Source organism: Pseudalkalibacillus sp. A8, from assembly GCF_045920555.1.
In the GTDB taxonomy this organism is placed as follows: domain Bacteria; phylum Bacillota; class Bacilli; order Bacillales; family Fictibacillaceae; genus Pseudalkalibacillus.
On the sequence record NZ_CP174509.1, the window covers coordinates 4,137,092 to 4,160,673 of the forward strand.

At 40.9% G+C, this 23,582-nt stretch carries 23 protein-coding genes; 6 read left to right on the forward strand and 17 right to left on the reverse strand.

Annotation, left to right across the window (positions count from 1 at the left end):
- Positions 1-390: 390 nt before the first annotated feature.
- The 7 genes from ACJROX_RS21230 to sppA all read right to left on the reverse strand — a co-directional run bounded on the left by ACJROX_RS21230 (position 391) and on the right by sppA (position 6,762).
- On the reverse strand, positions 391-1,578 hold the full coding sequence (locus ACJROX_RS21230; protein ID WP_408007193.1) for an acetate kinase: 1,188 nt from the start codon (positions 1,576-1,578) through the stop codon (positions 391-393).
- A gap of 172 nt (positions 1,579-1,750) precedes the next feature.
- On the reverse strand, positions 1,751-2,740 hold the full coding sequence (locus tag ACJROX_RS21235) for a class I SAM-dependent methyltransferase (RefSeq protein ID WP_408007194.1): 990 nt from the start codon (positions 2,738-2,740) through the stop codon (positions 1,751-1,753).
- A gap of 294 nt (positions 2,741-3,034) precedes the next feature.
- Positions 3,035-3,535, reverse strand: a complete 501-nt coding sequence (gene tpx, locus ACJROX_RS21240) for a thiol peroxidase (protein WP_408007195.1) — start codon at positions 3,533-3,535, stop codon at positions 3,035-3,037.
- 148 nt (positions 3,536-3,683) lie between these two features.
- Positions 3,684-4,193: a GerW family sporulation protein gene (gene ytfJ / locus ACJROX_RS21245; protein WP_408007196.1), complete on the reverse strand. Its 510-nt coding sequence runs from the start codon at positions 4,191-4,193 to the stop codon at positions 3,684-3,686.
- Complete coding sequence (locus ACJROX_RS21250; RefSeq protein ID WP_408007197.1) at positions 4,141-4,839, reverse strand: DUF2953 domain-containing protein; 699 nt, start codon at positions 4,837-4,839, stop codon at positions 4,141-4,143. Before ACJROX_RS21250 ends, ytfJ begins: the two co-directional genes overlap by 53 nt.
- A gap of 415 nt (positions 4,840-5,254) precedes the next feature.
- Positions 5,255-5,743 (reverse strand): RDD family protein, encoded by a 489-nt coding sequence (locus tag ACJROX_RS21255; protein ID WP_408007198.1) that lies wholly within the window; start codon positions 5,741-5,743, stop codon positions 5,255-5,257.
- Between the two features lie 11 nt (positions 5,744-5,754).
- Positions 5,755-6,762, reverse strand: coding sequence for a signal peptide peptidase SppA (sppA, locus tag ACJROX_RS21260; protein WP_408007199.1), 1,008 nt, complete (start codon positions 6,760-6,762; stop codon positions 5,755-5,757).
- A gap of 99 nt (positions 6,763-6,861) precedes the next feature.
- Between sppA and ACJROX_RS21265 the strand changes: the two genes are divergently transcribed.
- Positions 6,862-7,752 (forward strand): NAD kinase, encoded by an 891-nt coding sequence (locus ACJROX_RS21265; protein WP_408007200.1) that lies wholly within the window; start codon positions 6,862-6,864, stop codon positions 7,750-7,752.
- Between the two features lie 275 nt (positions 7,753-8,027).
- On the opposite strand, the gene ACJROX_RS21270 is transcribed toward ACJROX_RS21265, so the two are convergent.
- Positions 8,028-9,632 carry an amidohydrolase gene (locus ACJROX_RS21270; protein WP_408007201.1) on the reverse strand — a complete coding sequence of 535 codons (1,605 nt, stop codon included), beginning with the start codon at positions 9,630-9,632 and terminating at the stop codon, positions 8,028-8,030.
- 246 nt (positions 9,633-9,878) lie between these two features.
- Here ACJROX_RS21270 and ACJROX_RS21275 point away from each other — a divergent pair, with 246 nt between their 5' ends.
- Positions 9,879-10,328, forward strand: a complete 450-nt coding sequence (locus ACJROX_RS21275) for a hypothetical protein (protein ID WP_408007202.1) — start codon at positions 9,879-9,881, stop codon at positions 10,326-10,328.
- A 14-nt stretch (positions 10,329-10,342) separates the two neighbouring features.
- Here ACJROX_RS21275 and ACJROX_RS21280 read toward each other — a convergent pair whose 3' ends face one another.
- From ACJROX_RS21280 to ACJROX_RS21290, 3 genes are read right to left on the reverse strand one after another with little or no spacing between them, the layout of a single operon-like run.
- Positions 10,343-10,546, reverse strand: coding sequence for an ATP-binding protein (locus ACJROX_RS21280; RefSeq protein ID WP_408007203.1), 204 nt, complete (start codon positions 10,544-10,546; stop codon positions 10,343-10,345).
- Positions 10,547-10,569: 23 nt separating this feature from the next.
- Positions 10,570-11,691 (reverse strand): sensor histidine kinase, encoded by a 1,122-nt coding sequence (locus ACJROX_RS21285; RefSeq protein WP_408007204.1) that lies wholly within the window; start codon positions 11,689-11,691, stop codon positions 10,570-10,572.
- Positions 11,688-12,377, reverse strand: a complete 690-nt coding sequence (locus ACJROX_RS21290; protein WP_408007205.1) for a response regulator — start codon at positions 12,375-12,377, stop codon at positions 11,688-11,690. Before ACJROX_RS21290 ends, ACJROX_RS21285 begins: the two co-directional genes overlap by 4 nt.
- 210 nt (positions 12,378-12,587) lie before the next feature.
- Between ACJROX_RS21290 and ACJROX_RS21295 the strand changes: the two genes are divergently transcribed.
- Positions 12,588-13,094 carry a hypothetical protein gene (locus tag ACJROX_RS21295; RefSeq protein ID WP_408007206.1) on the forward strand — a complete coding sequence of 169 codons (507 nt, stop codon included), beginning with the start codon at positions 12,588-12,590 and terminating at the stop codon, positions 13,092-13,094.
- A 105-nt stretch (positions 13,095-13,199) separates the two neighbouring features.
- Here the strand turns inward: ACJROX_RS21295 and mbcS are convergent, their stop codons facing one another.
- The 4 genes from mbcS to ACJROX_RS21315 form a co-directional block, all read right to left on the reverse strand.
- Positions 13,200-14,789 carry an acyl-CoA synthetase MbcS gene (mbcS, locus tag ACJROX_RS21300; RefSeq protein ID WP_408007207.1) on the reverse strand — a complete coding sequence of 530 codons (1,590 nt, stop codon included), beginning with the start codon at positions 14,787-14,789 and terminating at the stop codon, positions 13,200-13,202.
- A gap of 146 nt (positions 14,790-14,935) precedes the next feature.
- Positions 14,936-15,127: a small, acid-soluble spore protein, alpha/beta type gene (locus ACJROX_RS21305; protein ID WP_408007208.1), complete on the reverse strand. Its 192-nt coding sequence runs from the start codon at positions 15,125-15,127 to the stop codon at positions 14,936-14,938.
- Between the two features lie 91 nt (positions 15,128-15,218).
- Positions 15,219-16,427 carry a tRNA uracil 4-sulfurtransferase ThiI gene (thiI, locus tag ACJROX_RS21310; protein ID WP_408007210.1) on the reverse strand — a complete coding sequence of 403 codons (1,209 nt, stop codon included), beginning with the start codon at positions 16,425-16,427 and terminating at the stop codon, positions 15,219-15,221.
- Positions 16,428-16,431: 4 nt separating this feature from the next.
- Positions 16,432-17,574 carry a cysteine desulfurase family protein gene (locus ACJROX_RS21315; protein ID WP_408007211.1) on the reverse strand — a complete coding sequence of 381 codons (1,143 nt, stop codon included), beginning with the start codon at positions 17,572-17,574 and terminating at the stop codon, positions 16,432-16,434.
- Between the two features lie 325 nt (positions 17,575-17,899).
- On the opposite strand from ACJROX_RS21315, the gene brnQ reads away from it, so the two are divergent.
- Positions 17,900-19,246 (forward strand): branched-chain amino acid transport system II carrier protein, encoded by a 1,347-nt coding sequence (gene brnQ, locus ACJROX_RS21320; RefSeq protein WP_408007212.1) that lies wholly within the window; start codon positions 17,900-17,902, stop codon positions 19,244-19,246.
- Between the two features lie 196 nt (positions 19,247-19,442).
- Here the strand turns inward: brnQ and ezrA are convergent, their stop codons facing one another.
- Complete coding sequence (gene ezrA / locus ACJROX_RS21325) at positions 19,443-21,149, reverse strand: septation ring formation regulator EzrA (protein WP_408007213.1); 1,707 nt, start codon at positions 21,147-21,149, stop codon at positions 19,443-19,445.
- A 213-nt stretch (positions 21,150-21,362) separates the two neighbouring features.
- On the opposite strand from ezrA, the gene hisJ reads away from it, so the two are divergent.
- Positions 21,363-22,181, forward strand: a complete 819-nt coding sequence (hisJ, locus tag ACJROX_RS21330) for a histidinol-phosphatase HisJ (protein WP_408007214.1) — start codon at positions 21,363-21,365, stop codon at positions 22,179-22,181.
- Positions 22,182-22,231: 50 nt separating this feature from the next.
- Here hisJ and refZ read toward each other — a convergent pair whose 3' ends face one another.
- Complete coding sequence (gene refZ, locus ACJROX_RS21335) at positions 22,232-22,912, reverse strand: forespore capture DNA-binding protein RefZ (protein WP_408007215.1); 681 nt, start codon at positions 22,910-22,912, stop codon at positions 22,232-22,234.
- 149 nt (positions 22,913-23,061) lie between these two features.
- Between refZ and ACJROX_RS21340 the strand changes: the two genes are divergently transcribed.
- Positions 23,062-23,541, forward strand: a complete 480-nt coding sequence (locus ACJROX_RS21340; RefSeq protein ID WP_408007216.1) for a GAF domain-containing protein — start codon at positions 23,062-23,064, stop codon at positions 23,539-23,541.
- The last annotated feature ends 41 nt before the right edge of the window (positions 23,542-23,582 follow it).

The window sequence follows — 23,582 nt, forward strand, 5'->3', positions numbered from 1 at the left end:
ATTAAAATATGAGGGTTAAAAAGAACTCCACCAGAGAGTAGGTGGAGTTCTTTATGAAAGGATGTTTTCTAAAATGCTGTAGAATTTTACTCGCTTTCCGCGGGCGATCCACGAGCCCCTCGCTCACTTGCACAGGATCTCAACACAAAAATGAAATCATTTTCGTGTCTGCGATGAGAATTCTTAGAAGCTTTCCTTATGCTGGCTTCGACGTTCACCATAGGACGTGGTGGTATTTAGTCGAAGTTCATTATTATACTCGAAGATCCTTCGATCGCTTCCGGGGTCTCGCCTGGCTCGCTTTTCCCGCAGGAGTCTCGTATATATTTCCTCTAACGATTGAATTGTTAAAAAACCACAATCTTTACAAAAGGAGCCTTATCGAATATTCTATTGAGCTAATCGGACTGTGTCTCTTGCAATCATCACTTCTTCGTTCGTTGGGATGATCAATACTTTTACAGGGGAATGCGGATAATTCAAGAATGCTTCTTTTCCGCGGACTTTGTTCAAAGCCGGGTCCCAATACACACCCATGAATTCAAGTCCTTTAAGGACTCGTTCACGGATGATATCACTATTTTCACCTATACCTGCTGTGAAGATGATCGCATCTATTCCGTGCATTTTTGATGCATAGGAGCCGATATATTTATGGATCCGTCCTCCGAATACTTCTAGTGCTAACTCAGCTCTTTCATTCCCTGTTTCAGCTTGTTGTTCGATATCACGCAAGTCACTAGAAAATCCAGAAACGCCAAGGAGTCCACTTTCCTTATTCAAAACGTTCATCACTTCTTCAGCAGTTTTCCCTGTCTTCTCCATGATATAGGGAATAAGCGCAGGGTCGATGTTCCCTGAACGAGTTCCCATCGTTACCCCAGCAAGCGGCGTAAAGCCCATGGATGTATCGATGGATTTTCCACCTTCAATCGCAGCGATACTAGCACCGTTTCCAAGATGGCAAGAAATCAATCGTAATTGTTCAATCGGTCTTCCTAATAATTCAGCACAACGCTGGGACACGTATTTATGGCTTGTTCCATGGAAGCCATATTTCCGGATTCCATATTCTTTGTAGTAATCATAAGGGAGGCTGTATAAATAAGATTGCTCCGGCATCGTTTGATGGAATGCTGTGTCAAACACTGCTACAGCAGGCACATCTGGCAGAATTTCTTTAAATGCCCGGATTCCGACGATGTTAGCAGGATTATGAAGTGGTGCCAAATCGGACACATCTTCAATCTCTTTGATGATCTCCTCATTTATAAGCACTGAATCGTTGAATTTTTCACCACCGTGTACAACACGATGCCCGATCCCTTCGATTTCATCATAAGACTCGATAATATGGTGAGACATGAGTTTATCCAGCAGCATCTTCACAGCAACAGCATGATTTTCGATGTCTGTCACTTCTTTTACTTTTTCACCATTCACTTCAATTATAAAAACACTTTCAGGAATCCCGATGCGTTCCACCAGGCCTTTTGTGATGACTTCTTCTTCCGGCATCTTCAATAATTGAAATTTCAGCGATGAACTTCCCGCATTAATGGCGAGTACCTTTCGCATATATCGACAACTCCTTCGTTGTTCAAGTTCATTTACCCAAAAACCAATTACCATTAAACCACCGGTTTGGGGTTCCTGCAAGGAAGGAAAGCGTTTTCCGTCAATATTCGTTATTTTCAGATTTGAATCCGATTTCATTCAGCTCTTCCGGAACTTCCTTTGTATGTTTAAGTTAACCAGTAAACGATGTCTTAAACCAAGTATCGATTTTCTCCATGATCGATTGCAAAGCCTTAGGATCTGAAAAACTTGGAAGTTCTGCCATCAATGCTTCCTTAGGCGCTGCCACCCCTTCACCTTTTTTCTGTATGAAAAAGATGCTTTTCGCCTGCTCTTCTTTTTTAAACATCGTCAAAGGCAACTGGAGAAGTCCATGGATGACCGCTTCTTCTTTAAGATATTTATTCAATTTCTGTGCTTCATCACCGGCAAAAAGGAAGTTCGGAATCAAGAAGAAGAGAAATCCGCCTTCCTTCGTATGGTTAAGTGCCTGCTCGATCATCAAATAGTGTGAAAATGAATGGCCTGAATCTGCCTTTAAACGGTATTTTGCTGCCATATCATCGTTCGGGTAATAACCGACTGGCAAATCCGTGATCACGAGGTCAACAGGATCGATCATCAATGATTGTAAGCTGTCCTGATGATAAAGCTGGATATCGTGCTCTTGCGCATTCATATTGACATACGCTAGCTTTATCAATGTTTCATCAACTTCTGAACCATAACTGAAGACTTTCTTTTTCGTCTGGTTGAGAACTGCTGATACGAGATTTCCTGTCCCAATTGCAGGATCCAAGAGGGTGACTCTCCCTTTTTTACTCATCGTCTTATCGACTAGATAGCCAATGAATAACGCTACTGCATCTGGCGTCATCGCATGCTGGGACTGCACCCCATCCTGCATTCCTTTTAGGATCGCTAACTGATATCCTTTCCGGATTTCTTCCTTGGATAATTCATCTAACGGAAGTGACTCATATTTATAGATGAGATCATTTTTCGTCTGTTCATCATATTTATCCGCCAGACCACCCTGTACAAGGTTTTGTCCCGTCATGATCAGACCATCCAAGTATGAAGTCTGTTCCTTTTCAGAAAGGATAGTAGCCGTTTCATGTAATAATCTATAGAATGATTCAACGTTCTTAAAATCAGCCATGCATAATTCCTCCTATCTTACACTAGACCCATTGTAACAAACACATGTAAAATCACCGAATGAAAACATTATTCCCAAAAAGGAAGACATATAAAGCCAAGCCTTTTGTGTAGGCTGAGCCTTAGTTGCCCATATATTGAAGAAAGTATTTTATACTTTCTTGAAATGTAAAAAGAGGTTAACCTCCCAGGAGACATTTTCAAGATGCCCCTCTCAGCGGTTAACCCCTTCTTAACTAAATTTAAATATTAAAGTTCAAAAAGTTGCGAATCAGAAGTTCGCAGTTGAACAACCTTACTGGGCAGACTTAGCCGCTTCGATCGCCGCCTCATAATCCGGATGATCTGTCGCTTCGCTTACATACTCAACATATGTAACTTTATCGTTGCTATCTACAACGAATACTGCACGAGTCAAAAGACGTAGTTCTTCAATTGCTACCCCATATGCTTTTCCAAATGAAAGATCTCTGTGGTCTGAAAGAGTTTGAAGGTTTTCAACTCCTGCAGCAGCACACCATCTCTTCTGTGCCATCGGAAGGTCAACGCTTACCGTCAACACTTTTACATTATCAAGCTTTGCGGCTTCTTCGTTAAAACGACGCGTTTGCTGGTCACATACGCCAGTATCGATAGATGGGACAACACTAATAAGCCTTACAGAACCTTTTGTGTCTTGTAAAGTTACAGGAGACATGTCGTTTGCTAATACTTTGAAGTCAGGAGATGTATCCCCTACTCTCACTTCATTTCCTAATAATGTTACAGGCTTTTGTTTAAATGTTACTGCTGCCATTTTTTAAACAACTCCTTATAAAAGTATTCTCACATCGTTAATGTTAAACTTTCTGAAATTTGTAATCAAGTAAAATGTGCAAAAACAAAAAAGCTGGCCAAGTACATCGGCCAAGCGATGTCAGAGCCAGCTCTTTACATTCAAAGTATTAAAAATCAAGGTCTTGCTTTTGACGCCTTTCAGATTGCTGCTGCATCTGTGAATTGTTGTTCGATTGTTGATTGTTTTTATTAGAATTCGATTTCATCTGGAAGCCGCTGTTGTTCATCATTTTCTGTACCCTGTCCACTACTTGTGGTGCTAAATCCAGCAGCCGCTCATACAAGTGAGTGCTGTTGTCAAGGTGGATCGTCTTCACTCCAGAAGAATTGACGATCAAAAAAGCAATTGGTGTGATTGAAACTCCACCACCACTACCACCTCCGAAAGGATGGGATTCTCCCTCTGAGGAATCTCGTCTTGATTGACCATTTCCTCCTGATAGACCACTGAACTGGCTACCTCCAGCAGCAAAGCCGAATCCAACCTTTGAAACTGTCAGGATCACACTTCCATCCGGTGTTTCTACTGGATCACCGATAATTGTATTCACATCAATCATTTCTTTAATATTTTCCATTGCTGTTTGCATCAAGCCCTGAATTGGATGTTCTGACATGCTGTTTCCTTCCCTTCCAATTTTTTACGATCAGATATGCTGCGAGCATAGCTTGCCCGATTCTGAAAGAAAACATACATAATAAATCCGTTTGAACCACTGGTGTTTGAAAAGAAGGGGTAACCTCGAGGACCGGTGGTTTGATCATATTTGTCGCAAAGCTTAAAAATCCAGTTACACTTCCTTTGATCGTCCATAATAAACCTGCAAATATTCCAGTTGATGCTGCATCTCCGGTACCGATCGTACTGACCCATTCGAATTCTTCTACTGTCATTTTCCTTAAAAATCTCCTGACGATCCTGCTTAGTTGGTACACAGAGTCTAGCAATTCCTTTGTTTCTTGAGCTCGGTTAATCAACGATTCAGCCTCGAATGTCGATTCTTTCGTTTCATGCTGCTTCTGATTTCCGATTTCCATATCAGTTTCATATTGCATATGCATAAGACCATCTTTTTCAAGCTCTATTTTATTCAAAGGGATTTCCCAGGCATAGTCGAATAACCCTTTAAAAAAATGGGCTTGGACCAAAACCGTATCGCTTTTTGCTTGATGAACGTATTTGATAGTAACCCTTACTCGACTGATCATAATGATGAAGACCACTAAACAGAAAAAGAGCAGGATTCCAATAATCCAATACATCATGAGGACCACCTCAGTATCTAGAAAACTCGGCAAAGCGCTTCTCACTGAACCTATGTTTCATACAAGGGCTTTGTTAGATCCTAATGCTGATTATCTTCAGGCCAAATTCCGACACTCCTGCGGGAAAAGCGAGCCAGGCGAGACCCCGCAGCGATTTAAGGATCTTCGACTAACAACCACCACGTCCTGCGCCTGCGATTACTCGGCGCAAAACTACAAGGATGAAATGTAAAGTCCGTGGTCTTGTGGTGAACGTCGAAGCCAGCACATCCTGTGCAAGTGAGCGAGGAGGCTTGCGGATCGCCCGCGGAAAGGGAGTGAATTTCGAAAAAACCAACAAGGAAGAGTAACAGAGTCCTATACAAAAAATAAGACCTATCAGCATTATGTACTGACAGGCCTATAACAATACCTATTTTCGGGTGTGGACGACTCTAGTGTCCGCGAATATGTCGTGCAACGATTGCTTTTCATTTGTAAATGCAGTCACGATATAACCGATCAATAATATGGTCTTACTGATGAACCGCCCGATCACTTCCCGAAATAGCAGTGTTGACCACGGCAGTTTATCATTCAGATCCTTTGTCACCACTTTTATCGCGAAAAGCATTTTTCCTATGGTTTGGCCGAAAAAGCGTGTCATCAATACAAAATAACCATAAAAGATGATTGTCGCTAGGATCGCTCTTAGTGAAAACATTCCCCCTTCGTCTAGAGGCAGATTCAACAAGACGAGCAATGGTTTCACTATGAGACTGTTCAAACTCCAAATGACAATGAGATCTAATAGATACGCCCAAAACCGCATCCAAAATCCTGCATAGGAAGGAGGAGCAGTTGGTGCCATAGGTTGGGTTGGTTCTGCAACCTGTTCTCCACCTGATAAAGTATGGTCCATTCCAATCCCTCCTATTCTGTATACAAGTACTTGATTTGAGGTGTATTCGTTTGACTCATCAATTCATGAATTCCTAACAAATCTTTATTCGGTTGGAATAATTTTTGCGCTGTCATGTTCAAGAAGGAATTCAATCCAAGGCGGCTTTCATACTTGATGACATTCAGATGCGAATTACCGAGATCTTTTTTCATAGCTTTTATCGTATCATCCAGGTTTCCAAGTTCATCGACAAGATCCGTTTCTTTCGCCTGTTGACCATCATATACCCGTCCATCAGCTAATTCTCTCACCCTGTTTTCAGGTAGGTCACGGCCTGAAGCGATCACATCGACAAATTGATTATAAGAATTATCAACGATCGATTGTAAGATATCCCTTTCTTCATCTGTCATTTCGCGTGTTGGGGAAAGGATGTCTTTATGAGCGCCACTCTTGATCGTTTCCCATTTCACACCTAGTTTGTCAGCAAGCTCCCCATAGTTCATAGATTGGATGATGACACCAAGTGAACCCGTCAATGTTGAAGAGTGGGCGAAGATTTTATCTGCTGGGGCTGAAATGTAATAACCGCCAGATGCAGCCATATTCCCCATCGATATGTATATTGGTTTTTTATGATCCTTTTGGATGGTGGTAATTGCGTCATGGATCTCTGCACTTTCAACGACACCGCCACCTGGACTATTCACGCGGATGATGATCCCTTCCACATTCCTGTCTTCACCAGCGTGTTTCAACATATCTAAGAATCTCTGGTGATTGTATCCTGGTGATTGAAAGAATGAGGTTGCATCTCCTGTATCCTGGATGACACCTTCAACGTCCAGCAGGACGATATTCTGCTTATCGCTCCCTTTTTCAACGACTTTCTCGACGAAAGGGTCTTCATCTAAAAATCCGCTGTTCTGTAATCCTGATAAATTGTTGGATGCAGCCGACGATAATACATTCATCATAATAGAACCTATGAACAATACTGCTGCAATTCCTAGTGCAATCCAACGTTTCCCGTTCATATAAAGCCTCCTAGCACATCTTCATTTGGTAATAATGTCCAGCACTTGTAAGAATATCATATTTTCATCTTGGAATGATGCTCATTTGACAAAAACTTTGTGAAAAACGAAGATAAAATTAGCATGTACAATTTTAGTAACGAAATAATCAGGGTAAAACTAAATACAACAGCAACTCATAGGAGGTTTGTAATGGCTGACCGTAAGAATATCCATTTTTTCTACAAAAAAGACAGTCAATTTGAAGAACAAATACTAACGCTGAAAAATTTAGCGATCGATAATGGATTTACATTGGTTGAAAATCCAGACGATGCCAACATCGTTGCAAGTATCGGGGGAGATGGAACCTTCCTCCAAGCCGTCCGTCAAACTGGTTTTCGGGATAATGCGCTCTACGTCGGTGTAAGTACAGGGCAATTAGGGTTTTATTGTGATTTCGATATAGAAGATCTTGCTGGCATGATCGATGCAATGATGAATGAACAAGTCGAGGTCCGCAGATACCCGACCATTCTGGTCAGCATGGAGAATGATGCTTCTTTTCATTGTTTGAATGAATGTTCAATCCGCTCTAGTATCATTAAAACCTTGTCCATGGATTTGTATATTGATGACTTGTTTTTTGAACGATTTAAAGGAGACGGTATGATCATATCGACGCCGACTGGAAGTACCGCTTACAACAAGTCATTGAATGGAGCGATCGTTGACCCGAAGCTCCCATGTATGCAGATCAGTGAAGTAGCGTCCATCAATAATAATCATTACCGCACACTCGGAACGTCGTTCATATTAAATGAATCAAGAGCACTTGAAATTCAAATCGTCAATGAAGGGAACAACTTCCCGATCATCGGCATGGATAATGAAGCACTAAGTATACGTGAACCCGGAGCGATCCGCATCCAACTGTCCGACAAAAGAATCAAGACCGTCAAGCTGAAGGACAATTCCTTCTGGCACAAGGTCAAAAGAAGTTTTTTGTAAAGACAAGCAATGTGCAAGCCCTCGACAGCCAAGAAGGTCAATAGTAGTCCTGGTGGCGGCTTTGCCGCCGCAGGAGGGCTGAATGAACAACTTTTAGCGGACATAGGAGACCTTATTTTCTCAAAAACCCCATTTTTTACATAATCAGAGGACACCAGAGACCTTATTTGCTTAAAATCATTGAATTTCAGTCTAGTTTACCCAAATAGGGGAACGGATGTCCTCTATTTTTTCAAATCACCACTTTTTGTCACAAATAACAGAAGAGATGTCCTCTAAAATTTTTCATTGCTTTTAGCTTGATAAACAGTCGAGTTGTTCACAACGGTTTTCACTACTTTAATATTCGGAATTTCTTCTGGGTCCATATGGAACAAGTCTCCATTCAAAATCGTGAAATCAGCACTATATCCTTTTTCGATCATCCCATTTTCGTTTTCTTTTCCGATGGCATAGGCGCTTCCCCTGGTATATAATTCAACAGCTTCAAATACAGACAATTTTTGTTCTGGATAAAAGCCTTCGTGTTTATCTCCATGCTTTTTACGCATGACTGCTGCATAGATCGTCAATAACGGATCAGCCGTCTCGATCGGCGCATCTGAACCAGCGGCACATGGAATCCCTTCTTTTAATAACGTTTTCCAGGCAAAACTGTACTTCATACGAGCTTCCCCTAAGCGTTCGATCACCCATGGGAAATCAGATGCAACAAAGTGAGGCTGGATATCAATGATTACAGGGACCTTTTTCAAGCGTTCCAACAAATCCGGACGAACAACCTGACCATGGACGAAACGATCTCTTAACCCTTCTGGAGGCGGATGTTCTTCAACCGCATAAAGTGCAAATTCCAAAGCGAGATCCCCAATCGTATGGATTGCAACTGGCATTTGATAATGACGCGCCTTTTTGACCAGCTCCTTCAGCTCGGTTAATGAATGGATCGCTACCCCATATGTTTCTGGCATATCATTATAAGGTTTACTCAAATAAGCCGTACGTCCGCCAAGGGCTCCATCCGCAAAAATCTTCATCGCCCCGAGCTCGACCAGCCCATTCGAATGCCCGAACTTCAAGCCTTCCTCATGCATATCCTTCACTACTTCATGATGAACCAAAAGATTTGCTTTGAACTGAAGCTGATCAGGATTGAGTATATCCAGGAAGGCCTGGTGTGTTCGTTTAAACCCACCATAATAATTGAGATCCTCAGTGTGTCCGCCAACAAGTCCAAGACGGGTGAGATCCTGGACTGAAGTCCTAAGAGCACGATGCAAATAGTCCTCCGTCACTTGTGGAAGGGCATCTTTCACCAATTCCTGAGCTTTATCCAGTAAAAACCCGGTTGGGGTACCATTGGAATCCCTGACGATGACACCTCCCGGTGGGTCCTCAGTTTCCTCGGTGATCCCTGCAATCTCCAAAGCCTTTGAATTTGCAAGCAAAGCATGGCGACAGATCCGGGTCAGCATCATCGGATGATGAGGCGCGATTTCATCTAGTTCCAACCGGTGGAATATTTTTCGATCCATAAAGTTATTTTCATTCCAGCCTTCACCGATAATCCAATCCCTAATAGAGGTTGTATACACTTTCTCTCTTAAGGTGGTTTTCATTTCTTCAGCTGACATCACTTCAGAGAGGTCCAAACGTAATAGTTTTTCTCCATGGCCAATCATATGTAAATGGCTATCGACAAAGCCTGGATACATGATTGCTCCTTGTAAATCCTCGATATGGTCGATTTTATATTCCTCTTCAAGCCGGAAACGGTCACCCCGATCAATAATTTTATCCTCTTCAACCAAAACAGCTTCGACTTTATCAAATTCATGCTTCATCGTATAAATTGTGCCGTTTGTCCACAACGTTTTCATCTTTACACCTCAATTACAGTCCTCATTTGTATCAGCATACCTAAGATTTTCTAGGAAATCTAGAGAAACGGAAAGAGGATTGTATGGTCCCGCCCTTATGTAAAATAAATGTGGGGAACAAATCAGCACCTTTTCACAGATTATTTTAAAAAGGTAAACTTCACTAAACACGTATAGTAATGCAAAAAGTTCACAACATTTTACTGCTATACTATCTTTGATCAAATTTTTTCGGAGGTAGGAATTATGACTAATAAATTAAAGAATACATTCGGGATGCCTATTGGTTTCCTTTCTCTTCTGGCTCTACTTGGTGTTCCACGTGTCATCGCCCATTATTTGAAATGGATAGAACCTGGTAGTTTAGCGAATATGCTGTTGGCAATCATTCCACCAATCATCTGGATCTTTGTTGTTGTATGGAAAAAAGAAGAAAGCCCTTTTAAAACATTATTATGGATAGGAATATTCTACGGAATCTTATTAGGTATTACACACCAAATTTTTTGGCATAGATCCTTTGAGGAACCTCCAGTATTAGGTGGCAATTTATCAAACATACCTCCTTTTCTAAACGAGTTGATCACAAGGACTTTCGGTTTTTTCAGCAGTGTGATCACAGGAAGTATTTTGGGAGTGATTTTAGGTCTTATCGGTTCTTTGATAAATCGTTTCCGTTCATCACCTTGTTCCTAAGCAGTGACCACCTTTCACGTTTTATATGGAAGTCTTACAATGAAACTTGTTCCTTTATTCAGCATGCTCTCCACATCAATTTTTCCATTGTGGGCAAGCACATATTCCTTTGCAATGGCCAAGCCTAGTCCACTACCGCCACTGTTGCGCTGACGTGCCTGATCAGTACGGTAAAAACGATTGAAAAGATTAGGTATGTGTTTAGGATCAATACCCATCCCTGTATCTGTTATGAGAATTTTTAAGAAATCCTCCTCTCCAGGAGAATTTCCTTATCGATACTGACAGTCACAGTTCCTCCAGCAGGAGTATAACGAATTGCATTGGTAAGCAGGTTCAAGAAAACCTGCATGATTCGGTTCGGGTCGACGACAATGGTGGTATTATCTGTAAAAGATGACAAACTTACCAGAATACCTTTATCTTCTGTATCCTGTTCAATACGGTCTATAATTCTCTGGAATATCCATACAATATCAGTAGGAGTGGGATTAAGTGGAAGTTTTTTAGCTTCGGCTAGTGAAAGGGATCGTAGGTCTTCCACAAGCCGAGTCAATCGGATCAATTCGTCCTGCAAGGGCAATAGGGATTTAGGACGGATCGACTGACCGGATTGCTGCAGATAATCAAGCTTTCCACTTATGATGGTTAAGGGGGTCCTTAGTTCGTGAGCGATATCAGCGGTCATATTCTTACGTACAATTTCAGCATCCTTTAGCTGTTTAGACATTTGATTGAAGGCTTTAGTCACAGTTGCATATTCATCTTTCGTGACAACAGGTGCTTCAACGCCATAATCACCCTTACCCAATTGTTCAATTGATGAAATGATACTGTAAAGCGGTTTAGTCAGCTTTTTAGATAACCAATGAGCTCCCAAAATAGCAATAAGGACGAAAAGAAAGGAAGATAGCAATAGTAAAAAGCTTACAGAACTACTTATTCCTATACGTATTTTGGATATGCTGGCTATCTCGGGATCGTGATAGTATAGGTGTGCTATCGTTTCTTCATCCAGCTGTATCCGTTTATAATATCCCAGACGTCTAATCTCTTTACCTTCAGCATTTCCATAGGAGTATATATCGGCGTCTTCTGGAGATGACAATAGGACACTGATATTCTTTTTACCATTCAACCTTTCATCAAGTTGAATCTGGTTTATACCTTTCCATGAATAATCATTGTTTTGATAATAACTGATGAACAAGCTGTTCAATTCCTTCATTTCCTTGCTTCTATCAACTTCTAACATTCTTTCAATGATCGGTTTTACGACCAAATGAGTCGTAGCTACAAACATCCCCCCCATAGCAATGATTATAGAAGTCATTGCTAAAAAGAGCTTTCGTCTTACATTCATGATAACTGATCACCAAACCGGTAACCGAACCCATATACTGTTTCTATGTAAATCGGGCTAGATGGGTCATCTTCAACTTTCCTTCGAAGACGGCTGATATGAGCATCAACTGTTCTTTCATCATTAAGGATATCTTCTTCAAGTGCAGTTTGAAGAAGTTGTAACCGGCTGTACACAATGCCTGGTTTAGTGGCCAGGGTATGAAGCAGCCTGAATTCAGTTGGTGTCAACAATATTTCTTCTCCCCGTTTCCATACACGGTATTGGGATTCGGAGATTGTAAGTTCACCTCTCTCTATGTTTTGTTCCATAGTTTCTTCTTCTGAAACCCTACGTAATACAGAGCGGATCCTTGCTGTAAGTTCACGTAAAGAAAAAGGTTTTGTGATGTAATCATCTGCTCCGACTTCTAAACCGATAACCTTATCTATCTCATCTGTACGAGCAGTAACCATTATTACCCCGATTCTACTCATTTTTCTAAGTTGCTGGCATACTTCAATCCCACTCATCTCCGGCATCATCCAATCCAGGACTGCAATAGATGGTTTAGATTTACGTGCTTTTTCTAATGCCTCCAATCCATTTTTCGCAGTTATGATGTCAAAACCTTCTTGGCGTAAAAAGGGTTCGATAAACTCAAGTACTTGGTCTTCATCATCAGCAAGCAATACAGTATGAGCCATTTATAACACGTCCTTTCTTCTGTATTTTCTCATAATATGACGAAGGAGCATTGGATTTTTGATAATTTCATGGATACCGTAATAATTCGTCAAACAATCACAACATTTCATTGATATATTCTTTCTTAGGATGGTGGACGCGATGTGTTTGTTGTCTGATGTTCGGCAAAACTTCCTTACCAAATGATTGGAAGAAGGAGATGATTATATATGAAACAAAAAATAGCTTTTTTATCAATCTTATCCCATTTATGGGTTCAACTGATTCTTTTGGGCAGTATTTTGCTAGATACATTTATGGTTTATCCTAATATTTTTCATGACATTCCTGAATCGTTTGAAACAGCTTTAGATTTTATGGCGGTGGCAAGTCCACATACTTACTTTCCACCACTTGGTCTGTTAAGCTATATAACTGGTTTGTTAGCTGTATCCTTAGGCTGGAATGTTAAATCCGCCCGTTACTGGATCTTGGGAAGTGTTTTCATGATAGTATGTGAAGGGGCATCTTCCATTATTTTTGAATGGCCGCGTAACGAAATCATGTTCATTGAGGGAGTGGATGTTCATTCTGTCGATTTTTTGAAGAAGACTGCTAAGGAATTCCTTATCGTTCATGGCTTTCGTGTAGCTTTCAATGTCATTGGTTCGGTACTAATTTTTACAGGATTTATGAAGTTTTATAAGCACATTCTTCTTTCTAGACAAGTGGATTAAAGATTTATCCAGGTTCAGAGGTCTTGGTTTGATATCCAAAAAGGCTATCCCATAAATTGTAATGGGATAACCTTTTTAAGTTTAGAATAAACACTTTTTATCGTGTTAATTTACTGTCGTTTTGTTTTCTTTCATCCTCAACTCGACCCGCCGAATCTTACCCGAAGTCGTTTTCGGGAGTTCCTCGATAAATTCGATTTTACGCGGATATTTATAAGGTGCGGTAAGTTTTTTCACATGGTCTTGCAGAGCTGGTATCAACTCCTCCGATGAAGCTTCTGACGGGTTTTTCAACACAATGAAGGCTTTTACTATATGTCCACGGACCTCATCGGGACTTCCAACAACCGCACATTCTTTTACTGAAGGATGCTTGACGAGTGCATCTTCAACTTCGAATGGTCCTATCGTATAGCCTGAACTGATGATGATATCATCTCCTCTGCCCTCGAACCAGAAGTATCCGTCTTCATCTTTTTTCGCTTTGTCACCTGTCAGATAATAATCACCACGGAAGGCCATCCTTGTCCGTTCTTGATCTTTGTAATATTCTTTGAACAGAGCCGGTGCATCTCGATGGACAGCGATATCTCCTACCTCACCGACATTAACGGGCTTTCCTTCGTCATCGATGATTTCAACACGGTTTCCAGGCGTCGGTTTGCCCATTGATCCAGGGCGGACTTCCATTCCTTCCACAATACCGACTAGCAATGTATTCTCTGTCTGGCCATAACCATCCCGGACAGTAATATTGAAATAGTTGCGGAAAATGTCGATGACTTTACGGTTCAATGGTTCTCCGGCTGAGACAGCACTTCTCAAACTTGAAAGATTGTAATCCTTCAAGTTATCTACTTTAGCCATCAACCTGTACTCAGTCGGTGTACAGCAAAGGACGTTGATCTGTTCCTTCTCCAACAACTCCAAATACGTATTGGGGTCGAATTTGCCGTTGTAGACAAACCCTGTCGAACCAGTACCGAGAACAGATACGAATGGACTCCAAATCCACTTTTGCCATCCTGGACCAGCAGTCGCCCATACAATATCTCCTTCTTTAATGTTCAGCCAAGATTTAGATGCAGTCCGAATATGTGCATAAGTCCATCCATGTGTGTGGACGACACCTTTTGGCTGACCTGTCGTTCCGGATGTATACGATAGAAAGGCTATATCGTCGCTGTTGGTCGTCGGCAGTTCAACAGATCGATCTAGCGATTGGATCACTTCCTCGATCATCGACCATCCATCAACGTTTCCTCCAACTGAAATTTTATGTTCCAAGCTTTCTATAGGATCTTCAATTCCATCAATAAGAGAAGTCAATGGTTCATAAGCGATGACCGCCTTCACTTCCCCGTGATTGATCCGATAACTTAAATCTTTAGGCCTGAGCATCTCAGAACAAGGAATGACAACGAGACCTGATTTCAAAATTGCAAGGTACACTTTATACGTGTCAATCAAGCGCGGCATCATGACGAGAACGCGGTCACCTTTGCCCAATCCTAAAGTTAGGAGAGCCTTTGCTAAATCATTTGCTTGATGAAATAACTCTTTGTACGTTATTTCATCTACTGCACCCTTTTCGCTACGACACTTGATTACTATACGTGATGGGTCGCTCGCAAACTTTTCCATTTCTTCAGCTGCATTGTACTGTTGAGGAGCAATTAATGTTTGGTTGTTCAAAGCGGACGCCTCCTTATGTATTCATTTACACTCTCTATTATACATAATTTTTAGAATATTTCCATTTTGTGTGATGAAGTATGAAGAAAGGCCAGCATCATGTGCTGACCTGTATTCCATCAATATAAGATTTGTAGAGCTGTGAGTTACTTTTGAGGTTGTTGACCTTGAGCCATAGCAACTAGACGCTTAGTGATTTCTCCACCAACAGATCCGTTAGCGCGCGATGGTGAGTCAGGACCAAGTTGTACTCCGAATTCAGAAGCAATCTCAGTTTTCATAGCGTTAAGAGCTTGTTCAGCTCCCGGTACTACTAATTTGTTTGATTGACGAGCCATGATATTCACCTCCTTTGTTACCCATAGGTTACGGAGGTACAGTTGAATTCATACTCGCTTAAGAGTGGTAAATCTTGAAAGGACAGGTTGGTTAAAACAAGTCCTCATACGCATCATGATGAGTTTCTGCGTCTTCTTTAAAATAAGCTGTTTCGGTATTCGCCACAGCTTCGTTTACAAGCGCATCGATTTCCATATATTGTTCAAATCGATTCGCCTTTTCGCGTCTTGGTTTTGTTTTGGGAGCAGATGGCAAGAACACTGTACAACAATCCTCGTATGGGCGGATAGAAATATCGTAGGTTCCGATTTTTCTGGAGATCCCCATGATTTCAATTTTATCCATCGTGATCAATGGCCGGATAATTGGCAAATTCGTCACCTCATTGATCGTATTCATGCTGGATAAGGTTTGACTTGCTACCTGTCCCAGGCTTTCGCCTGTGGCGATTGCCAGAGCATCATTTTTTGCGGCTAATTGCTCTGTAATCCGAAGCATATACCGACGCATGATGGTCATGCTGTAATTATCGGGAATTTGTTTTTTTATCGCTTTCTGGATGTCTGTAAAAGGAACTACATGCATTTTGATCGTTCCACCGAATTTCGTAAGAACTTGTGTCAGATCCTCGACCTTTTGTCTTGCTCTTTCACTTGTAAAAGGAGGACTGTGAAAATGAACCATTTCCAGACGGATTCCCCGTTTCATTGTCAGGTATCCAGCTACAGGACTATCAATGCCACCAGATAACATCAGCATGACTTTACCGCTGCTACCGATCGGCAATCCCCCAGCACCGGGATAATCGATGCAACTGATATAAGTTGCTTCCGGTTTGATCTCCACTTTTATTTCTACATCAGGATGATGAACATCTACTGTAATGTTTTCGGAATTTTTAAGAACATAACCACCGATCAAATGATTCAACTCCTGTGAATCATGCGGATACTGTTTATAATTACGTTTGGTGGAAACCTTGAATGTCTTTACAGAAGGACCTGCTTCTCTTAAAGCTTCAAGTGCTGTCTTTTGGATGTTTTCCAATTCAAGATCAGTTTTAACGGCAAGGGTTAATCCTTGGATTCCGAATATTTCTTGCAATTTTTCTACGATCGGTTCATGATTTTCACCGTTCAACTCAATGTACATACGATCAAACGCTTTTTTTACTGTAACACCTTCAAAAGGCTTAAATTTTCTTCGGATCGTATCCCTTAGTTGGTTTACAAAATGGTGTCTGTTTTTCCCTTTAAGTGACAACTCACCGTATTTGACTATGATATGGTCGTAAATCATATTATTACCTCATTACTTTCGTTAAATTGTGCAGAACTTCCTCAAGGATGGTAATGAAACGCTCTCCTTCACTTTCTGTATTATCAAAGCTCAGGCTTACTCGGATGGCGCTGCTGGCCCGTTCTAGCTCATGGCCTGTAGCTTCCAATACCCTGCTGACTTCTGTTGACTTCGAGGAGCAAGCAGATTTCGTTGAGACAAAAACATCTTTTTCTTCTAAAGCATGGATTAGTACTTCTGGTTTGATACCCGGAACGGAAAAATTGATGATATGGGGGGCACTTTTCTCTTCAGGTGTATTTAGGACAACCCCTTCAATCTCCGATAATTTCGAACGTAATAAACGATTCAATCTCAGAAGCCCCTCCATCTGATCTTTTGATTTCTCCATCGTCAATCGAAGAGCTTTTGCCATCGCGATGATTCCAGGTATGTTCTCTGTGCCAGCCCGGTGTTTATACTCCTGTAAGCCACCGTGAAGGAGTGGGGATATCTTTATACCATTACGGACATATAGGATTCCAACACCTTTTGGACCATGGAATTTATGGCTCGATAAGGAACATAAATCAACCCCGGATTGCTCATACTGAAGAGGGACTTTTCCTATACCCTGGACGTGATCGACATGGAAAAAGATCTTCGGATGTTTCTTAAGGAATTGACCGATTTCCTGAATTGGTTGAATCGTTCCCAATTCATTATTGACATGCATGACTGAAACAAGAATCGTATCATGTCTGATGGCGTTATGGAGGTTTTGTATTGAGACATGTCCATTCCTATCGACTGGTAGAAATGTAACGTCAAATCCGAGTTGCTCCAGCTGTCTGAATGATTCATAACAGGAAGCATGTTCAATTTCAGTTGTGATCAGATGTTTCCCGCGTGTCTGATGTTCAATCGCAATCCCTTTTATCGCCAAGTTATTCGCTTCTGTTCCACCTGAAGTAAATATAATCTCGGCAGGCTTTACTCGTAGAAGACCAGCAATTTGATTTCGAGCAGTGCTGATCAACTTTTCCACTTCTCCTCCCAATCGGTGAATCGAAGAAGGATTCGCGAAGTAATTCTCGGAGACCGTCATATATGTCTTCAGAGCTTCAGGATAAGGTTTTGTTGTTGCACTATTATCGAAATAAATCATTGTTACTTTACCCCTTTGAATATCGTATTACTGCATCATTTAATAATAGCATATATAGGCTTGATTCCAAACCACAGAATTAAAACACCATTGTTCGACATGATGTGACAAGAAAACTTTTCTTCTTATAGACGTTTCACTTACTATTTTCAGAAGAAAAACGTTATATATGCAAGAAATATAGAGATGTTAAAACATTATGAATCAATACAATTTTTCAACTTTTTTCTAAAGTGTCTATTTTATATAAAGATTATGTTAAGCTTTAACCGATTTTAGAAAACTCAATGATTTCAGTCGATAATTGTCACGGAGGTTTTACAGCATGAAAGCAACAAATTCACTTTCTTTTAGAGAGACATTTACTATTGGACTAATGATGTTCGCTCTGTTCCTCGGAGCGGGCAATATGATATTCCCTCCTCTGCTTGGTCAAACTGCAGGAACCAATGTGTGGACGGCCATTTTCGGCTTTCTGGTCACTGGTGTCGGCTTACCGCTTGTAGGTATAGTTGCAGTAGGACTTACAGGTGGAACATTGAGGGATTTAGCTGGTCGGGTCCATCCTGCTTTTTCCATTATTTTTTCAACGTTTATCTATTTGGCGATAGGTCCATTTTTCGCAGTTCCAAGAACAGGTACAGTTGCATTTGAGATCGGTGCTGTTCCTTTTTTACCTGAAACAATGAATCCTAATGGTTTGCCATTATTGATCTATACTGTCATCTTTTTCGCGATTACATTTTGGTTTGCCCTGAATCCAACTAAACTTGTGGATCGGATCGGCAAGATCTTGACTCCGATTCTTATCTTTGTGATCGGGTTGATCGTCATCAAAGGGATCTTCAGCCCTATCGGCAGTTTTTCAGCTCCGACAGGTGAGTACGAAGCGAATCCATTTTTCAACGGCTTCATCAATGGATATTTAACTATGGACGCGCTTGCCGCACTCGTTTTCGGGATTGTGGTCATCAATGCTGTGAAATCCAGAGGGGTTACCGATAAAAAAGAGATTGCCAAAGCTACGACGAAAGCCGGCTTTATCGCTGTAAGCGGCCTAGCATTGGTTTATCTCTCACTTGCCTATATCGGGGCAACAAGTCGAAATGTTTTAGGAGAGAGTGATAACGGGGGAGCGATCCTTACTGGAGCTGCAGATCTGTTATTCGGGCAATTCGGAATTGTTCTGCTTGCTGTAGCGATTACATTTGCCTGTCTTACGACTTCAATCGGCCTAGTAACTGCATGCGGCGAATACTTCAAAGGAATCATGCCGAATGTATCCTATAAATTGATCATCGCTGTATTATGTGTGTTCAGTGCAGCTGTCGCAAATGTAGGTCTTACCCAGTTGATCAATCTGACATTGCCGGTATTGATCGGCATTTATCCACTTGCTATTGCATTGGTTGCCTATTCTTTTTTCCACCGCCAATTTGGGGGCTATCGTGAAGTATATATAGGCGGGCTATTAGGGGCAGGAGTGATCAGTATTTTTGACGCATTGAATCAGATGAATGTAAATATTACTGCTGTGAACGATGTCCTGAGTGCCTATCTTCCGCTATATGTGCAAGGTGTAGGCTGGATTATTCCTTCATTAATCGGAGCTATCATAGGGTATATCATCGGCCGATCAAAAACCCGCGTCGTAGCACCCAATAAAGCATAAAGAACCAGCCACTGTGGCTGGTTCTTTTTCGGGTTTATAGGATCATCGCCCTAAGTTGGGATAAATATCAGGTTGTTGAGATAATTATCCAGCTTTTAAGGGATAAAGGGCTCCCGAAAGACTTTTGACCGCAGAACTGGATAAAGACTCTTTTAGAAACAGAAAAAAGCGGATCCGGGATACGGTCCGCTTTACTTTAATGTACTTTTTCCATCTCTTGTTGATAGCTTTCTTCCAGGTCTCTTATTATTTGTGGATTGACCGTTTGTATAGCTTCTGCTGCGTGCTCCATGGCCTCTTCATAATCATACATACGGAAGGCTTGTTCAGCTTCTGAAAGCTTTACAGCTACTGTCACATATTGTCTTCGGTATCGGTTTCCGTGCTGTATCAGCCGCTCCGCCCAAATTGCTCGATCAATCAGCTTGTAGGTCTTAACATGTACTTCGTCGATGGCTTCTTCCGCTTCGATCAACCTGTGTAGGACTTCAGCCATTTGTAATGGTTTATCATTCAATTTCATTGAGACCGTCTGCAATTTGCTCTCAGCATCATGAAGGGATGCATAATATTGTTCCGGCAGACCTGGTAAATTGTTTCGATGTATTTCTTTCTTGGCCTCGATCAGCTTTTTTCGGAATTCATGAATCTTTTCAACAGCTTCTAATTCGTCTTTACGAAGGTTGTGTATTTTCTCTTGATATACTTCTGTCATGACTCGTAAATCTTCCAGTTGTTTCGTGACGCTTTCCAGCATCTCTTTAACGGATGTGTAGGTCTGGTTATTTTCCTCTACTGAATGGAAAATCGTTCCTACCCGCTTTTCTAATTTTTCAAAAGAAGTTTCTAACCGTTCTTGCAAATCAATGTTTTCTTGCTCGATTTGATAGCTTAAACGTACGACATTCGTTTCTTCTTTCATCTTGTTGATTTCTTCACCAAGCTCTTCAACTTCAGCCTTTACTTCTTTTCCATCTGTCATCACATATTGCTTAGCTAAGACTTCCGCTTCGAGACGGTCATAAAGCTCTTCGATTTTCTTATTCATCTGATCTATTTCTTCTTGAGCATCTTCAATGTTTACGGCATTTACTTTTTCTTTGACGATTTGATAAGCGTAATCAATCACTTCAAGTTCTTTTTCGACACCAAGTTGTTCAACCCGGAAGCCCTGATCAGACATTTGCTTCAGACCTTCCTTCAACTGCTTAAGCGTCTCAGGAATTTCAGATTGCAACTGATATTGAAGCTCCGGAACGACTTCTAATTCATATTGTAAGCGGCGGACTTTCTCATCAAGCTGTATGATATAGGTGCGAGCTGCAATATGATTTCCGTTTTCCGTCTCTTCATTATAGCTTGCGAAATCTTCTGAGATGTTCTCCAGACGCTTTTCGAATGTCTCTACCAGCGTTCCAAGTGCTCGATAATGCGTAAGAAGATGTTTCCGGAGTTCTTTGTGGCTCTCTTTAAGCTCACCGATTTCTTTTCGATTCAATTCTTCGCTTTCCACAAATTCATTGATTTCTGAGGAGATTTCATCAATCTTCTCTTCTATCGAAAAAAGTGTTTTTCTCGTGTCACTCAGAATACCTCTTGCTTTCTTGAACCGGTATTTATCTGCTGCATCTTCTGCATCAAATAGATTCTCTTCTAGGCCAGGAAGTTGGACTGTTACGATGTCGTCCCATTCTTCGCGCCATACTTCAAACTTTTTTTCGGTCTCCCCGATCATCTCAAGTGCTTTCACTTTTGCAATCTCATCGGATAAAGGCTTATTCATGATATTGACTTTCTGTGTTTCAAGATGATCGATTTGATCATAAATTTTCTTTCGAGTATATGTACCGTACGCAATAAATACTGAGAGCAATACTATCAGCGCAATAAAAATATAAATCACAGGGACCATCCTTTCTTCCCTTTTTCAATTATGTATATTAGACTTATATAGAATATCGACATATTCGATCAATTTTCGCCGAATTTCATCCAGTTTCGGCGTTCATCGTAACTACTATAATACCATGTATACTACTTTTAGAACTACATTTTTTCGAAAATTTGATAAAAAATTGCTTTTTTCTTACAAAAGTACCAATTTAGGAGGAGGATCATGAACATTTATGACGGTCACATCCATACCCCATATTGCCCCCATGGAACTAAAGACTCATTCCATCAATACATCGAACGTGCAATCAAACTAGGGTATCAGGCCATGACATTTACTGAGCACGCTCCGTTGCCTCAAGGCTTTGAAGACCCTACTCCAGATAAAGACAGCGGTATGCAACTAGAAAACCTTGAAAACTATATTGAACAAATTACTCAACTTAAAAAAGAATATAGTGAAGATATCCTCATTCATACTGGTTTAGAGATTGATTATATTGAAGGATTCGAGAATGAAACTACTGCATTTTTAGACCGCTATGGTCCATATCTTGATGATTCGATCTTGTCCGTCCATTTTTTAAAAACAAAAAGCGGGTACCATTGCATGGATTACAGCCCTGATGTATTCGGTAAAATACTTGAAGAATGTAATTCCATCCAAGATTTATATTCCTTGTATTATAATACGGTTAAAAAATCTGTTAACGCAGACCTTGGGGCATATAAACCTAGAAGGATCGGACATATCAGCCTCGTTATGAAGTTTAAAAATAAATATCCGAATGTTGATATTAACAAGAACGAGATTTTAGAAACGATCGATTTGATCGCCCGACAAAAAATACAGTTAGACTATAATGGTTCGGGTGTAAATAAACCTTTATGTCGGGAACCTTATCCACCGGATTGGATTATTTCCGAGGCCTTGAAAAGAAACATCCCTCTGGTTTATGGCTCAGATGCTCATAGGGCTGGTGAGCTTGGCCAGGGTTTTGGGGAGTTAAAGCAAGAAGCACCGCTGACCCACCCAATTTAAATGGTAGCAAGCGGTGCTTTTTCTTTTGAAAGTAAGGATAAATTTCTGGCTCATCCTGTGCCAAGGCTTGATTTTGCTATGTTTTCTTTATCTTTTCCCGAAATAGATTCGGAATCATATTGGATGCATAACGTCTCATTCACCCAATCTTGTAACACGTTTAAATATTTGGATGTGAAATAACGATCGTGTACAGAGAATTGATAGATCTCCCTGACATATTGCGGATATAGAAATGGCATGAACAACATGCTTCTCAATTGCATCGTCACCATGTTTTTTGAACAAGGCTTGAACTCCTTCTGTTTCACGCCTTGCTCAAGGATCGTATTCAGATAGAATTTCTCTTTCATCAGGTAGGTAGTCATGATTTCGCGGACCAGTGTTGTATCTATGCTGATTTCACGATGAACCAACCTTGCAGCTTGTGATCGGTTTTGTTGATATAGGATGACTTCTTCAATCAAAAGGATTAGACAATTCCTAGCGGAGTCTTTTTCGAGTCGATCGTAAGCGCCTTGCAATACATGAAGATACCCTTCCAGAAATGACGACATCAAAAATTCCAACAGTCCTCTTTTTCCGCCAAAATAGTAGGAGATCAGAGAAACATTCACTCCAGCTTTTTCAGCGATATCACGAACAGAAGTTCCGGAATAACCATTGTTATTGAAAAGGGAGGCGGCTGATTCTGCGACTTTTTCTTTGGTGATGGATAAAGCCTTCTTCATGGCAAATCACCTCAATATACAATCATTACTATACATCTTTCTTCTTTTTTTATGGAAATCCTTTGAAAACACCTCGACATATCTAATGAAACTTTCAACAAATTCTGATATCATAAGACTAATTTCTAAGGATTGCGAGGGGAAGGAACGTGTTTCACGTCGAATCATATACAGGAAATCGCGAAGAAAATTATGAATTACTGAACAAACAGTTGAAAGCATTATTGGAAGGTGAAACGAATCAAATTGCAAACCTTGCAAATGCCTCTGCACTTTTAAATCAATTCCTTAACGAAGTCAATTGGGTCGGTTTCTACCTGATGGAAAATGGTGAGCTTGTTTTAGGACCGTTCCAAGGACTTCCAGCTTGTGTCAGGATTCCAGTTGGGAGAGGGGTCTGTGGGACAGCTGTCAAAGATAAGAAAACGATGCTTGTTGAGGATGTGCATCAATTCCCTGGACACATCGCCTGTGACGCAGCAACCCGATCTGAAATCGTTGTTCCGATTTTGAAAAACCAGGAAGTGATCGGTGTCCTTGATATTGATAGTCCTGTCACATCACGTTTTGATGAAATCGACAAAAAACATCTTGAACGATTCGTACAAACATTAACGGAAAACCTTTAGGGAAATCAGGAAACCTTTTTCCAGTCATCTCCTATGCATAA